The organism is Achromobacter sp. RT286_PF (genome assembly GCF_059760425.1).
In genome coordinates, this window is sequence record NZ_JCBAMR010000030.1 from 1 (window position 1) to 13,552 (window position 13,552).

12 protein-coding genes are annotated in these 13,552 nt (G+C 64.8%); 2 read left to right on the plus strand and 10 right to left on the minus strand.

Features of this window, described 5'->3' with window-relative positions; translation table 11 throughout:
* Window positions 1-750, plus strand: a 750-nt coding sequence (locus tag AC6LJY_RS20540; RefSeq protein ID WP_498136649.1) for a TadE/TadG family type IV pilus assembly protein, incomplete at its 5' end; no start/stop codon positions are given.
* 87 nt (window positions 751-837) lie between these two features.
* Here the strand turns inward: AC6LJY_RS20540 and ftsB are convergent.
* The 4 genes from ftsB to pyrG form a co-directional block, all read right to left on the minus strand.
* A complete protein-coding gene (ftsB, locus tag AC6LJY_RS20545; RefSeq protein WP_314361122.1) occupies window positions 838-1,263 on the minus strand; it encodes a cell division protein FtsB in 426 nt (141 codons plus the stop codon).
* A gap of 71 nt (window positions 1,264-1,334) precedes the next feature.
* Complete coding sequence (eno, locus tag AC6LJY_RS20550) at window positions 1,335-2,621, minus strand: phosphopyruvate hydratase (protein ID WP_046802647.1); 1,287 nt, start codon at window positions 2,619-2,621, stop codon at window positions 1,335-1,337.
* Window positions 2,622-2,625: 4 nt separating this feature from the next.
* On the minus strand, window positions 2,626-2,910 hold the full coding sequence (locus tag AC6LJY_RS20555) for a DUF1330 domain-containing protein (RefSeq protein ID WP_046802646.1): 285 nt from the start codon (window positions 2,908-2,910) through the stop codon (window positions 2,626-2,628).
* A 203-nt stretch (window positions 2,911-3,113) separates the two neighbouring features.
* Window positions 3,114-4,766, minus strand: coding sequence for a CTP synthase (pyrG, locus tag AC6LJY_RS20560; protein ID WP_046802645.1), 1,653 nt, complete (start codon window positions 4,764-4,766; stop codon window positions 3,114-3,116).
* A gap of 321 nt (window positions 4,767-5,087) precedes the next feature.
* Between pyrG and AC6LJY_RS20565 the strand changes: the two genes are divergently transcribed.
* Window positions 5,088-6,041: a hypothetical protein gene (locus tag AC6LJY_RS20565; RefSeq protein ID WP_498136650.1), complete on the plus strand. Its 954-nt coding sequence runs from the start codon at window positions 5,088-5,090 to the stop codon at window positions 6,039-6,041.
* A 31-nt stretch (window positions 6,042-6,072) separates the two neighbouring features.
* Here the strand turns inward: AC6LJY_RS20565 and AC6LJY_RS20570 are convergent, their stop codons facing one another.
* The 6 genes from AC6LJY_RS20570 to gsiB all read right to left on the minus strand — a co-directional run bounded on the left by AC6LJY_RS20570 (window position 6,073) and on the right by gsiB (window position 13,499).
* Window positions 6,073-7,869, minus strand: coding sequence for an aminopeptidase P family protein (locus AC6LJY_RS20570; protein WP_498136651.1), 1,797 nt, complete (start codon window positions 7,867-7,869; stop codon window positions 6,073-6,075).
* 14 nt (window positions 7,870-7,883) lie between these two features.
* The gene (locus tag AC6LJY_RS20575; protein WP_314361135.1) at window positions 7,884-8,729 is read right to left on the minus strand and encodes a M55 family metallopeptidase; all 846 of its coding nucleotides are present in this window, start codon (window positions 8,727-8,729) and stop codon (window positions 7,884-7,886) included.
* Window positions 8,730-8,749: 20 nt separating this feature from the next.
* Window positions 8,750-9,844 carry a DmpA family aminopeptidase gene (locus tag AC6LJY_RS20580; RefSeq protein WP_485132338.1) on the minus strand — a complete coding sequence of 365 codons (1,095 nt, stop codon included), beginning with the start codon at window positions 9,842-9,844 and terminating at the stop codon, window positions 8,750-8,752.
* Between the two features lie 184 nt (window positions 9,845-10,028).
* Window positions 10,029-10,928, minus strand: coding sequence for a glutathione ABC transporter permease GsiD (gene gsiD / locus AC6LJY_RS20585; protein ID WP_046802641.1), 900 nt, complete (start codon window positions 10,926-10,928; stop codon window positions 10,029-10,031).
* A gap of 7 nt (window positions 10,929-10,935) precedes the next feature.
* Entirely contained in the window at window positions 10,936-11,856 is a 921-nt protein-coding gene (gsiC, locus tag AC6LJY_RS20590) for a glutathione ABC transporter permease GsiC (protein ID WP_046802640.1), read from the minus strand.
* 89 nt (window positions 11,857-11,945) lie between these two features.
* Entirely contained in the window at window positions 11,946-13,499 is a 1,554-nt protein-coding gene (gsiB, locus tag AC6LJY_RS20595; protein ID WP_046802639.1) for a glutathione ABC transporter substrate-binding protein GsiB, read from the minus strand.
* Window positions 13,500-13,552 lie beyond the last annotated feature (53 nt).

A 13,552-nucleotide genomic window follows, 5' to 3' on the forward strand; every position in this document is an offset into this window, starting at 1 on the left:
GCGCCACACTGCGCAGCCATGACCGCCTTTTTCTTTGCCGCCTCGCGCCAGCGGGGCGCCGCCGCCATTGAATTCGCCGTGGCGGGCGCCATGGTGTTGCTGATGGGCCTGCTGGGCATTGAAGCAGCACGCTGGCAAGCCGTGCGCCAAATGGCGCACGTGGCGCTGATGGAAGCCGCGCGCGCCGGCGCCACCGCCCATGCGCAACCGGCCCCTATGCGCGATGCCTTCATTCAAGGCTTGCTGCCCCTGCATGCCGGCGCTGACGGCGAAGCCGGTGCAAGGCGCAGGCTGGCGCGCGCACATGCCGACGCCTCGGCGGGCACGGGCCTTGGCGCGTGGCGAATCGAAGTCTTGCAGCCCAATGCCAGGATGTTCCGCGACCATCGCCGCACGGACTTGGTCGTCCTGGCCGCGCCGGGCCGACGCGCCATCGACAACGACTACCAGGACTTGCAGCACGCCAGGCGACCGCCCCGCCCCGGCGCTGCCACCATCTTCGACGCCAACACCCTGAAGCTGCGGCTGACTTATCTGCACAAGCCTTGGCTGTTCCCCGTACGAGCGGCGCTCACCGCGCTGGGGCGCAACGACGCCAGCTATGCGGGCGTGGCTCGCAGGCATGGGTTGTTGCCGATTCAGGTTGAACTGGAAATGGAGATGCACACGCACCCGGTCGATTGGACGGGCGCGCGGCCAAGGCCGGCGGAAATCGTGATGGGAGCATGCCGCGATGCCCACTGCGATTGACGCCGGGCATCGGCTATGAGTTAGCGGCTATGAGTTACCGGCGATCAGCTGTCAACGACCAGCAAGCCGTTGCCGGCCGCCGCAAGCTTACTGGCGGGGGCTGTTGGCCGGCCTGGGTGCGGCGGCGGGTGTGGCGCGAGCCGCCGGCGGCTTGGCTGCCGGGGCGCTGGTGCGGGCCGGCGTGGCGGGCTTGGTGGCCGCGTCGGTCGCCAGCGTGGCGCCACCGGCGGGCGGCTGCGCATTCTGCGGCAGGATGTGAACGAACACTTCACCGTCGCGCATCATGCCCAACTCGCCGCGGGCGCGCTCTTCAATGGCGCCAGAGCCGCCTTCAAGGTCTCGCACTTCGGCTTCCAGCGCGGCATTACGCGCGCGCAGGCCTTCATTGGTCTCGCGCTGCTCGGCCACTTGGCGTTGCAAATCCCAGACCTTGAACCAGCCGCCCTTACCCAGCCAAAGCGGGTATTGGATCAAGCCTACCAGCACGAACAGCACCAGGAACAACAGGCGCATACGCGAGAACCCTCAGAGCAGTCGTGGCGCGGATGCGATGGCGGCGCCGGGCGTCGCCATCGCGCTTCCCATCAACGCAGGTTGTAGAAAGCTTCCAGGCCAGGATACGACGCCACTTCAGCCAGCTCTTCTTCGATACGCAGCAGCTGGTTGTACTTGGACATGCGATCCGAACGGGACAGCGAACCCGTCTTGATCTGCATGGCGTTGGTCGCCACGGCGATGTCGGCGATGGTGGAATCTTCGGTTTCGCCCGAACGGTGCGACACGACGGCGGTGTAGCCGGCGCGCTTGGCCATTTCGATGGCGGCGAAGGTTTCGGTCAGCGTGCCGATCTGGTTGATCTTGATGAGGATCGAGTTGGCGACGCCCTTCTGGATGCCTTCACGCAGGATCTTGGTGTTGGTGACGAACAGGTCGTCGCCCACCAATTGCACTTTCTTGCCCAACTGGTCGGTCAACAACTTCCAGCCGTCCCAATCGTTTTCGGCCATGCCGTCTTCGATCGAAATGATGGGGTACTTGTCGCACCAGGTGGCCAGCAGGTTGGTGAATTCCTGCGAGGACAGCGAGATGCCGCCTTCGCCGGCCAGCGTGTACTTGCCGTCGCGGTAGAACTCCGAGCTGGCGCAATCCAGGCCCAGGGCGATCTGCGTGCCCGGCTCGTAGCCGGCTTCGGTGATGGCCTTCAGGATCAGCTGGATGGCGGCTTCATGGCTGGGGACGTTGGGGGCAAAGCCGCCTTCGTCGCCAACGGCCGTGGACATGCCCTGGCCGTGGATCAGCTTTTTCAGCATGTGGAAGACTTCAGCGCCCCAACGCAGGGCTTCGCGGAAGCTGCCCGCGCCCACCGGCAGAATCATCAGTTCTTGCAGGTCCAGCGTGTTGTTCGCGTGCGCGCCGCCGTTGATGACGTTCATCATCGGCACGGGCATGCTCATGGGGCCGCTGCCGCCGAAATAGCGGTACAGCGACAGGCCCGATTCGTCGGCGGCGGCGCGGGCCACGGCCATGCTGGCCGCCAGGATCGCGTTGGCGCCCAGGCGTTCCTTGGACTCGGTACCGTCCAGCTCGATCAAGGTGCGATCGACGAAGGTCTGTTCCTGGGCGTCCAGGCCCATCAAGGCTTCGGAGATTTCCGTATTCAGGTTCTCAACGGCGCGCAGCACGCCCTTGCCCAGATAACGGCTCTTGTCCCCGTCGCGCAGCTCGATGGCTTCGCGGGCGCCGGTGGATGCGCCGGACGGCACGGCCGCACGGCCCATGGCGCCGGATTCCAGCAGCACATCGCATTCCACGGTGGGGTTGCCGCGCGAATCCAGAATCTCGCGGCCGATGATGTCGACGATTGCACTCATGACTTTACATTCCCTGAACGATAAACATATTCATGACGGCCGCGCCCTCGCGGGCGTTGCGGGCACGGCGGTACTGCCAGGAGTCGTAGAAGGCCTGGGCGGCGGTCATCGACGGAAATTCCATGACGACGGTGCGGCCAGGCTTACGGCCCTCAAGGTGCTTGGTCTCACCGCCCCGCACCAGGACCTTGGCATCGTACGCGCGCATGGCGAGCGTGGACAGACGCTTGTAGTCCTCGTATTGCGCGGGCTTGGTCACCGTGACTTCGGCGATGATGTAAGCACTCATGGGGTTCCTTCAGAGCAGTAGCGTTGAAAGGGGGTGGGCGCCGGATACGGCAAAGCCGCCAGTGTCGCGCAAAGCGGCCTGGCGACACCTGTCCGATGCTAATTGGTTGTATCCGAAAGAAGCGCCGCCGCCTAGTGCGGCGCTGGAGAAATGGGCCGCGGCCCCGAGGATCCGCTTACGGAACTCGAGACCGCGAACCGGCATTACGCCTCCTGACCGCGACGAGACTTCTGCTCGATGGCGGCGCGGATATAGCTGGAGAACAACGGGTGGCCATCACGCGGGGTCGACGTGAACTCCGGGTGGAACTGCACGCCCACGAACCACGGGTGGTCGGGCAATTCCATCATTTCCGGCAGGTTTTCGGTCGGCGTGCGGGCGCTGATCACCATGCCGGACTCTTCCAGTCGCGGCACGTAGACGTTGTTGACCTCGTAGCGGTGACGGTGACGCTCGTTCACTTCGTCGCCGTAGATGGTCTGCGCGCGAGTGCCCGGCTTGATCGGCACGCGCTGCGCGCCCTTGCGCATGGTGCCGCCCAGGTCGGACGAATTGTCGCGCTTTTCGACCTTGCCTTCGCGGTCCATCCATTCGGTAATCAGTGCCACCACCGGATGGGGCGCCGACGGGTCGAATTCCGTGCTGTTGGCGCCACCCAGGCCGGCGACGTGGCGCGCGAACTCGATGACGGCCAGTTGCATGCCCAGGCAGATGCCCAGATACGGCACGCCGTTTTCACGGGCGTAGCGGATCGCGGCGATCTTGCCTTCGGTGCCGCGCTTGCCGAAGCCGCCCGGGACCAGAATGGCGTCCAGATGCTTCAGTTGGTCGGTGCCGCGGGTTTCGATGTCTTCCGAATCGATGTATTCGATGTTGATCTTCGAGCGCGTGTGGATGCCGGCGTGAACCAGCGCTTCCGTCAGCGACTTGTACGATTCGGTCAGGTCGACGTACTTGCCGACCATGCCGATCGTCAACTGGTGCTGCGGGTGCTCCAGCGCTTCGACCAGGTTGTCCCACATGGACAGATCAGCCGGCGGCGGGGTCAGGCCCAGCGCTTCGCAGACGATGTTGTCCACGCCTTGCTTGTGCAGCATGGCGGGAATCTTGTAGATGGAATCGGCATCCCACACGGAGATGACGGCGTCCAGCGGCACGTTCGAGAACATCGAGATCTTGGCGCGCTCATCGTCTGGGATGGGACGGTCGGCGCGGCACAGCAGCGCGTTCGGGTAGATACCGATTTCGCGCAGCTTCTGGACCGAATGCTGCGTAGGCTTGGTCTTGAGTTCGCCGGCGGAAGCGATGAACGGCACCAGGGTCAGGTGCACGAAGGCCGCGTTGTTGCGGCCCATGCGCAGGCTCATCTGGCGCGCGGCTTCCAGGAAAGGCAGGGACTCGATGTCGCCCACGGTGCCGCCGATTTCGACGATGGCGACGTCCGTGTTGCCGTTCCAGCCCGCTTCGGCGCCACGGGCGATGAAGTCCTGGATTTCGTTGGTGATGTGCGGAATCACCTGGACAGTTTTGCCCAGGTAGTCGCCACGCCGTTCCTTGCGCAGCACCGATTCGTAGATCTGCCCGGTGGTGAAGTTGTTCACCTTGTGCATGCGAGCGGAAATGAAACGCTCGTAGTGGCCCAAGTCCAGATCGGTTTCGGCGCCGTCTTCCGTGACGAACACTTCACCGTGCTGGAAGGGGCTCATCGTGCCCGGATCGACGTTGATGTACGGATCGAGCTTCAGCATGGTGACCTGCAAACCACGCGACTCGAGAATGGCGGCGAGCGACGCAGCGGCGATGCCCTTGCCCAGGGAAGACACCACTCCGCCGGTGACAAATACGTATTTGGTCATCGTAATGAGCACCCGGGACGAGCGGGCGCGTGCGGGAAATTTGGATTATAGCCGGGAGGCGGAAGTTATTTGGGTTTTCCCCTAGCGATGACGCGTAACATTTGGCAGCACTCAAATGCCCGCCCTGGCGCGCCGCATTCACGTGGGCCGAAGGCGCCGTGATATGTTCGATCCCTAATTTTCGACCCCGCTTTTCTCAACCTTCCGCCACCGTCGATGACCCCTTCCCCGTTTCCTGCATCCGCGCCGCCTTCCCCGGCATCCCCTCCCGCGGCCCCTGCTTCCACCCATCGCCCCGCTTCGCTTGCCTGGCGCCTGGCGTTGACCGCCGTCATCGTGCGCCTGGCTTATGGTGCGCTGGTGCAGGGCTACACCATGCTGGCCTTGCCGCAATTCGACCAAATGCGCGAGATGTACAGCCAGCCGCAATACCTGATGCCGCTGCTGACCAACATCCTGGCGTCCGCCGTCATGGTCGGGTTGACGGTGTGGGGCACGATGCACGGCTGGCTGCGCCGCCACAACACCACGGCGGTGGACGAGCCGCGCAAGCTGTTCGGCACCTTCATCGCCTTGCAGCTGATCTACACCTTGATGGTGTCGGCCGCCACCGCCTACCTGCACAACGTGGGCATGCACTTCGTCATGGAGAACCGCGGCGCGCTGACCCAGCAGTTCGGCCTCGAGCTGACCGGCCAGTTCCTCACCATGGCCCTGCTGTTTCGCGTCGTGAATATCGTGCTGGAAATCGTCGGCATGTGCCTGGTCGTGCGCATCGCTGCCTGGACCGTGCAACGCAAGGGCGCGCCGGGCGCACCCGCCTACGGTCGACGGCATGCGGCCTGGATCGCCGGGTTGTCCATGCTGGCGTGGCAGTTGACCGTATCAATCGCCGCGGGCGGCTACCTGCAAATGATGTTTCTGGATGCCGGTTGGACGGCCTTCGTGTTGGGCTATATAGCGCTGCCCGCGCTGCTGCTTGCGCTGTGCGTCGTCACGTGCCTGAAGGCTTTGCCGCGCCACATCGGCCGCGCCCGGATGGGGCGCGCGGTGGCCCATGGCAGCCTGGCCTTCTGGCTGGCGCAGGCGGCCGGCATCGGCCTGGCCTATCTGGCCGTCAACGCCATGACATGGAGCCAGATGATGCGCGCCGCGCAGTCTTATTCGGCAAGCGCCGCCGTGCTGGCAATCTACGCCGCGCTGCTGGTGATGGGGTGCATGGCCGGCGCCCTGGCGCTGTACTGGGGCGCCAGGCAGGCGGCGAAGTCGGCCTGAGCGTTGTCGCCGGCCCCGCCCGGCGACCGTCCTATGCGCTGATCGGCGCGGTGCTGCGTTCAAGCCACGCCAGGGCCTCGCCTTGCACCAGCGGCGACAGTCGCTCGAACACCGTCTTGTGATAGTCGTTCAGCCACGCGATTTCGTCGGCGCGCATCAGCGACACCTCGATGCAGCGCGTGTCGATCGGGCATAGCGTCAGCGTTTCAAAGCACAGGAACTCGCCCAGTTCCGACGTCAGCCAGCTGCGGTTGGCAACCAGGTTTTCAATGCGCACGCCCCAACGGCCCGGGCGATAGATACCGGGTTCGTTCGACGTGATCATGCCCGGCTCCATCGCGGTGTGCGGGCCCGGCATGGCGCGGTACGAGATCACTTGCGGGCCTTCGTGCACGTTCAGGAAATAGCCCACGCCGTGGCCGGTGCCATGGCCGTATTCCGCCCCGCCTTCCCAAATGGGCGCGCGCGCAATGGCGTCCAGCATGGGCGACGGCGTGCCGCGCGGGAACGACGCGCGCGACAACGCGATCATGCCCTTGAGCACCAGCGTGAAGTCCACTTTCTGATCGGCGCTGGGCGTGCCCACCGCGACCACGCGCGTGATGTCGGTGGTGCCGCCCAGGTACTGGCCGCCCGAATCGATCAGCAACAGGCCATCGCCTTCGATGGTGGCATGCGATTGCGGCGTGGCGCGGTAATGCGGCATGGCGCCGTTGGCGTTGAAGCCGGCGATGGTGGCAAAGCTGGGGCAGACGTAGGCCGGGCGGCAGGCGCGGGCGGCGGTGATCTGCTCGTCGATCGTCAGTTCGGTAATGGTTTCCTTGCCCAGCGCGCCTTCGAACCAGGAAAAGAATTCACACAATGCGGCGCCGTCTTGCGCCATCGCCTGGCGCACATGGGCCAGTTCGGCATCCGTCTTGCGCGACTTGAGCAAGGTGGACGGGTTGATTGCTTCAATGCGCGGCACGGCGGGGTCCATGGCGTGGAACACGCCGCAGGTCACACGCGCCGGATCGATCAGCAAGGTCTGGTCCAGTTCCAGCGAGGCCAAGGCGTCGGCGGCTTGCGCATAGCCCGCCACTTCGACGCCATCGGCGGCCAGCGTGGCGCGCAGGGCGTCGTCGATCTTGCCGTCCGCCACGAACAGCGTGGCGTGGTCCAGGCCGATCAGCGCATGGCCAACGAACACCGGGTTGTAGTCCACGTCCGCGCCACGCAGGTTCAGCAGCCAGGCAATGTCGTCCACCGTGCAGATGAAATGCACATCGGCGCCGTGCGCGCGCATGGCGTCGCGCACCTGGGCCAGCTTGTCGGCGCGGGTCACGCAGGCTTCGGGCGCAACGTGCTCATAGATCTTTGCGTCGGGCAGGCCGGCGCGGTCGGTCCAGATGTCGTCCAGCAGGTCTACGCGGATTTCCAGCGTGGCGCCGGACTTGGCGGCAGCGGCCGACAAGGCGCGAAACGCGCCCAGGCCCAGCACCTGGCCGTCCACGCCGATGACATCGCCCGCGCGGGTGTTGGCGGCCAGCCAGTCGACATGGCCGGGCGTGGACGCCAGCGCAATCTTCATTAACTGCACGCCGGTGCCGGCCAGTTGCGTCTCGGCCTGCACCCAGTAGCGGCTGTCCACCCACAGGCCGGCAAAGTCCGCCGTGACGACCAGCGTGCCAACCGACCCCGTGAAGCCCGACAGCCAGCGCCGCCCTTGCCAGCGTGCCGGCAGATACTCGGACAGGTGCGGGTCCGAGGACGGGACGATATAGGCGGACAGGCCGCGGCGGCTCATGGCCTGCCGCAGTTGGGCGATACGGGCGTCGGTGCTAGACATGGGGGATGGGATCCTTAGCGCAACATGAAAGACATGGCGGCCAGGCTGTTCAACGTGCGGACGGCCGACTGCATGCTATCCACGTTGAATCGCACGGTGACGCCGTCCACGCGTTCCAGCGTGGGCCACATGCAGAACAGGTCGGCCAGCGCCGCGCTCTGTGTCTGCAACCGGCATTCTATAGGGGCGGGAATGCGGAAAGGAACGGGTTTCGGATCGGCGGCGGAAGTGGCCTTGCTCTTGAGCTTGCGCACCGCGGTTTCGGCCGCGGCGGCGATGGCGCGGCGCGAGGCGGCGGGCGACAAGGTCACGCCGCTGCCCTGGCCGTGCGCCACTTTGGTCTGCACCCATTCAGCGCCGGGGAACGTGTCGCGCGTTTCCGCGATGAACACGTCGTCGCCCGTGCCCAGGATCACGGGCACGCCCATTTCGCCGGCCAGCGCGCCGTACAGGCCCGCTTCGCCCAGCTCCATTCCGTTGATCAGCACGCGCGCGAAGGCAAAGCTGTTGATCGTGTGCGCCAGGATGCCGCGCCCTTGCGAACGCGAGTGATAGCCGATCATGAAGACGGCATCGCAGCCCTCTTCCAAGCCGCCCATCATGCCCAGGTAGCGCGGCTTGCCCAGCACCAGGCGCGCGCGTTCGTCCAGGCCATCGGGCAGCAGGTTGCGAAACCCCCCGTGCGAATCGTTGACCAGGATTTCTTCGGCGCCACCAGCAATGGCGCCTTGCACGGCCGCGTTGGCCTCGGCGGTCATCCAGGCGCGGGCGCGCTCGTATTCGCCATTGCCGGCGCGGACTTGCTCGGCGTGAAAGACGCCGGCGACGCCTTCGATATCGGTGGAAATCAGGATCTTCATGGGGTCAGCCTTCAAGGAATTCAGAATGCGGAGTCGGACAGCCATTGGCGCCACTGCGGCGCTACGTCGCGGATGGCCGCGCGGTGATGGCCGCTGCGCCCGGTCACGGCGTCGGCGTGCCACAGCGCGGCGATGATGGCTTGTTCGCAGGCCTCGGCCGCGGCTTCGAACAAGGGATCGATACGGGTTTCGTGCAGCATCGCCACGGCGGGCATCGGCTGTTCGGCCAATTGCGGCACGGTGTACGCGGTGGAAAAAGCCAGCGCAATGTCGCCGCTGCCGTGGCCGAACACGGACCCGGTGCGCGCCAGGCCCGCGCCAGCGCGCAGCGACAAGCGGCGCAATTGGCGCGAGTCCAGCGGCGCGTCGGTAGCCAGCAGCAAGATGATGGAGCCCTTCTCCGGCACAATCGCGGCGTTCTCGCCTTGCTGTGCCAAGCCCTGGTCCAGCTGGTCGGCCAGACGACGCCCGAACGGGCGGCCCGCCACGGTCAGGTTGGGCAAGCGGCCGAAGTTGGCCAGCACCAGCGCGCCAACGGTGTGACGCAGGCCAGGCTGGATGGACGCCACGCGGGACGCCGAGCCGATACCCCCCTTGAACGAGAAGCACGACATGCCGCGCCCGGCGCCTACCGCCCCCTGCGCAAACGATTTCGCGGCGCTGGCATAAGCGTCGGCGTAATGCGATTCCTGCACGGCCAGCGCCTGGATGTCGTTCAAATAGCCGTCATTGCATTCGAACACCAGCGGGTTCACGGTGGCCATGCCGCGGCCGATCTCGGGGTTGGCCGCGATGGCCTGGCGGATCTGCGCGTTGGCGACGGTGCCCACGCCAAAGGTGTTGGTCAGCGCGATGGGGGTTTCCAGCACGCCCAACTCTTGTACCTGGACCAGGCCCGTGCTTTTGCCAAAGCCGTTCAGCACGGTTGCCGAGGCAGGAACCTTGTCCAGAAATGGGTCGCGGGCATGTGGGCGCACGACGGTAACGCCCGTCTGCCGCGCGCCGTCGGCCAGCGTGTGATGGCCGACGGTGACGTCGCCGACGTCGCAAATCGAATCCAGCGGCCCTGACGGCAGTACACCGATGCGGGGCATATCCAGCGCTTGTTTGTTCATGATTGCCGCGTGTTGCCACGCTCCTTAATGCAAAACGCCGCCGCCCTTTGGGAAGGGGCGACGGCGCGGATAGTGCCCCACGCCGCACCGCTTTGGGCGGTCCGGCGCTCCGGCGGTCCGGCGCTCCGGCGGCCCGGCGGTCCGGCGGCCCGGCGGCAGGGCCTTTCCTATTTACCCGCGGGTATCACTTGCGGTCGATCTTCGGATCGAGCGCGTCGCGCAGGCCGTCGCCCAGCAGGTTGAACGCCAACACCGTCAGGAAGATCGCCAGGGCCGGGAAGATGGCCACGTGCGGGGCGATGACCATGTCGGCGCGCGCCTCGTTCAGCATGGCGCCCCACTCGGGCGTCGGAGGCGATGCGCCCATGCCCAGGAACGACAGGCTGGCGGCGGTGATGATCGACGTGCCGATACGCATCGTGCCGTACACCACGATCGGCGAGATCGTGCCGGGCAGGATGTGGCGCATGATGATCGTCCAGTCGGACGCGCCCACGCTCTTGACGGCTTCGACATACGTCATCTGCTTGATCGACAGTGTGTTGCCGCGCACCAGGCGGGCAAACGCCGGCACGCTGAACACGGCCACGGCCACGATCACGTTGACCATGCTGGAACCCAGGATGGCCACCACGCCAATCGCCAGCAGCATGCCCGGAAACGCCAGCAGCACGTCCGAGATACGCATCGTGATGCGTTCCCACCAGCCTTCGTAGTAACCGGCCATCAAGCCCATGAAGGTGCCGACGATGGCGCCCATGGCCACCGACAGGAAGCCCGCGGCCAGCGAGATCCGCGCGCCCATGACAATTCGGCTGAAGATGTCGCGGCCCAGCGAATCCACGCCCAGCCAGTGGGTCAGCGACGGGCCGGCGTTAAGCGCGTCGTAGTCGAAGAAATTCTCGGGGTCGAAGGGCACGATCCACGGCGCAAACGCCGCGACCACAACCAGCAACAGCACGAACATGCCGGCGCCCACGGCCAGCTTCTGCTTCTTGAATTTGCGCCAGAACTCGGTGGCGGGCGTGCGCACGTCGTTCTTCGGAACGGCGGCGACCATCGTGGCGGGTGTCGGATTGCTCATGGCCGCCTCACTTGTAACGGATACTGGGATTGATGACGCCATAGAGCACGTCGACAATCAGGTTGATCAAAATGAATTCCAGCGAGAACAGCAGCACCAGGCCCTGGATCACCGGATAGTCCCGCTGGGTCACGGCATCAACCAGCAGGCGGCCAAGGCCGGGCCAGTTGAAGACGGTTTCCACCACGATCGAGCCGCCCAGCAAGAAGCCGAACTGCAAGCCCATCATGGTGACCACGGGAATCAGCGCGTTGCGCAGCGCGTGCTTGATGACGACGCGGCGCTCGGTCAGGCCCTTGGCCCGAGCCGTGCGCACGAAGTCTTCCTGGATGACTTCCACGAACGAAGCGCGGGTAAAGCGCGCCATCACGGCGGCCACCGCGGCGCCCAGCGTGATGGACGGCAGGATGTAGTGTTGCCAGGTCGAGGCGCCCACGGTCGGCAGCCAGCCCAGGTTCACGGAGAACACCTGCATCAGCATCATGCCCAGCGCGAACGCGGGGAACGAAATGCCCGACACCGCCAGCGTCATGCCAAGCCGGTCGGGCCAGCGATTGCGCCAGACCGCCGACACGATCCCGATGATCATGCCGAAGGTCACGGACCACACCATGCTGGCAAGCGTCAGCCACAGCGTGGGCATGAAACGGTCGGAAATCTCGGTCGAGACGGGGCGCTTGGTACGCAGCGAGGTACCCAGGTCGCCTTGCAGCATGTGGCTGAAGTAGCGCACGAACTGCTGCGGCAGGGGCAGATCCAGCCCAAGTTCCTTGCGCACGAGCTCAACGGTTTGCTGGTCGGCCTCCTGGCCCGCGGCCAGTCGCGCCGGGTCGCCCGGAAGCATGTGCACAAACAGGAACACGACCACGGCTACCAGCAGCAGCGTGGGGATCATGCCCAGAAGACGTTTGACGATGTAGGTCAGCATTGAAATTCCTGCAACATCGGCGGGGACACCGCGCCCCCGCCGTATGTGGCCTTACAAGGGCCCGAAGGCCCCAAGAGTGACTGCTAGGTTTACTGCTTCAGGTCGATGTCGCCGAACCAGAACGAGGTGTCCGGTTCCACGTACACGCCCGACAGGTTCTTGGACTTCACGTACAGGTTGTTCTGGGTCACCAGGAAGGCCCACGGGGCGTCCTTCCAGATGGTTTCCTGAACGCCCTTGTAGATTTCAGTCTTCTTGGCGCGGTCGGTCGTGGCCAAGGCTTCCTGAACACCGTCGTCCACCGCCTTGTTCGAGTAGTACGACACGTTGTTCAGCACCGGCGGGAAAGCGGCGGTGGTCAACAGCGGACGCAGGCCCCAGTCGGCTTCACCGGTCGAGGACGACCAGCCGGCGTAGTACATGCGAACCTTGGCATCTTCCGGCTTCTGCACTTGCTGCACACGCTGCACGCGCTGACCCGATTCCAGCACTTCAACCTGCACCTTGATGCCGACTTGCGCCAGCTGCTGTTGCAGGAACTGAACCACCTTCACCGAGGTGCCGTCGTTATAGGCCGACCACAGGGTGCTTTCGAAGCCATTGGGGTAGCCGGCTTCAGCCAGCAGCGCCTTGGCCTTCTTGATGTCGTACGGCCACGGGCCGGTCTTGTGGGCAAAGTCCACGCCCTTGGGCACCACGCCGTCCACGATGGTGGCGTAACCCGAGAAGGCAACCTTGGCCAGCGCTTCCTTGTTGATGGCGTAGTTGATGGCTTCGCGCACCTTGACGTTGTCGAACGGCTTTTGCTGCGTGTTCATCGACAGGTAGCGGGCCATGATCGAGTTCTGGTGATCGACCACGTCCAGCTTGTCGTTCTTCTTGAGCACGGCGGCTTGTTCGAACGGCACCGGGAAAGCGAACTGCGCTTCACCCGTCTGCACCACGGCGGCGCGGGTGTTGTTGTCGGTCACGGTACGGAAGGTCAGCGTGTCGACCTTGGGGTAGCCCTTCTTCCAGTAGCCGTCGAACTTCTTGACCTTCAGGTATTCGGCCGGCTTCCATTCGACGAATTCGAACGGGCCGGTGCCCACCGGGTGAAAACCGATTTCCTTGCCGTACTTGGCCAGCGCGGCCGGCGAGATCATCATGGCGGCCGGGTGGGCCAGCGCGTTGATGAAGGCCGAGAACGGCTTCTTCAACGTGATCTTGATGGTCATCGGGTCAACCACTTCGGTCTTGTCGATGACGCTGAACTGGATGTAGCGCGACAGGCGGTTTTCCGGGTTGGCCGGACGATCGAAGTTGATCTTGACCGCTTCGGCATTGAAGTCGGTGCCGTCGTGGAACTTCACGCCGGGACGCAGCTTGAACGTGTAGACCAGGCCGTCTTCGCTGACGGTGTAGTCGGTGGCCAGCACCTTCTGGACCTTCAGGTCTTTGTCGAATTCGAACAGGCCTTCGTAGTAGGCCTTGCCGGCAGCCTGGTTCAGCGTGCTGTTGGTGTTGTACGGATCAAGCGTTTCCAGTGCGATGGAGACGGCAAACGTCACGTCCTTGGCAGCATGCGCCAACGGCGAAGTGAGCACACCGAAGGCCACCGCGGCGGCGGCCATCAGCTTGGTGGGGCGCAGAACTTTCATCATTGCAACTCCTGGTTCCAAAAAGGAATTAGGGGGTTTGGTGGAAGAAAAATAGG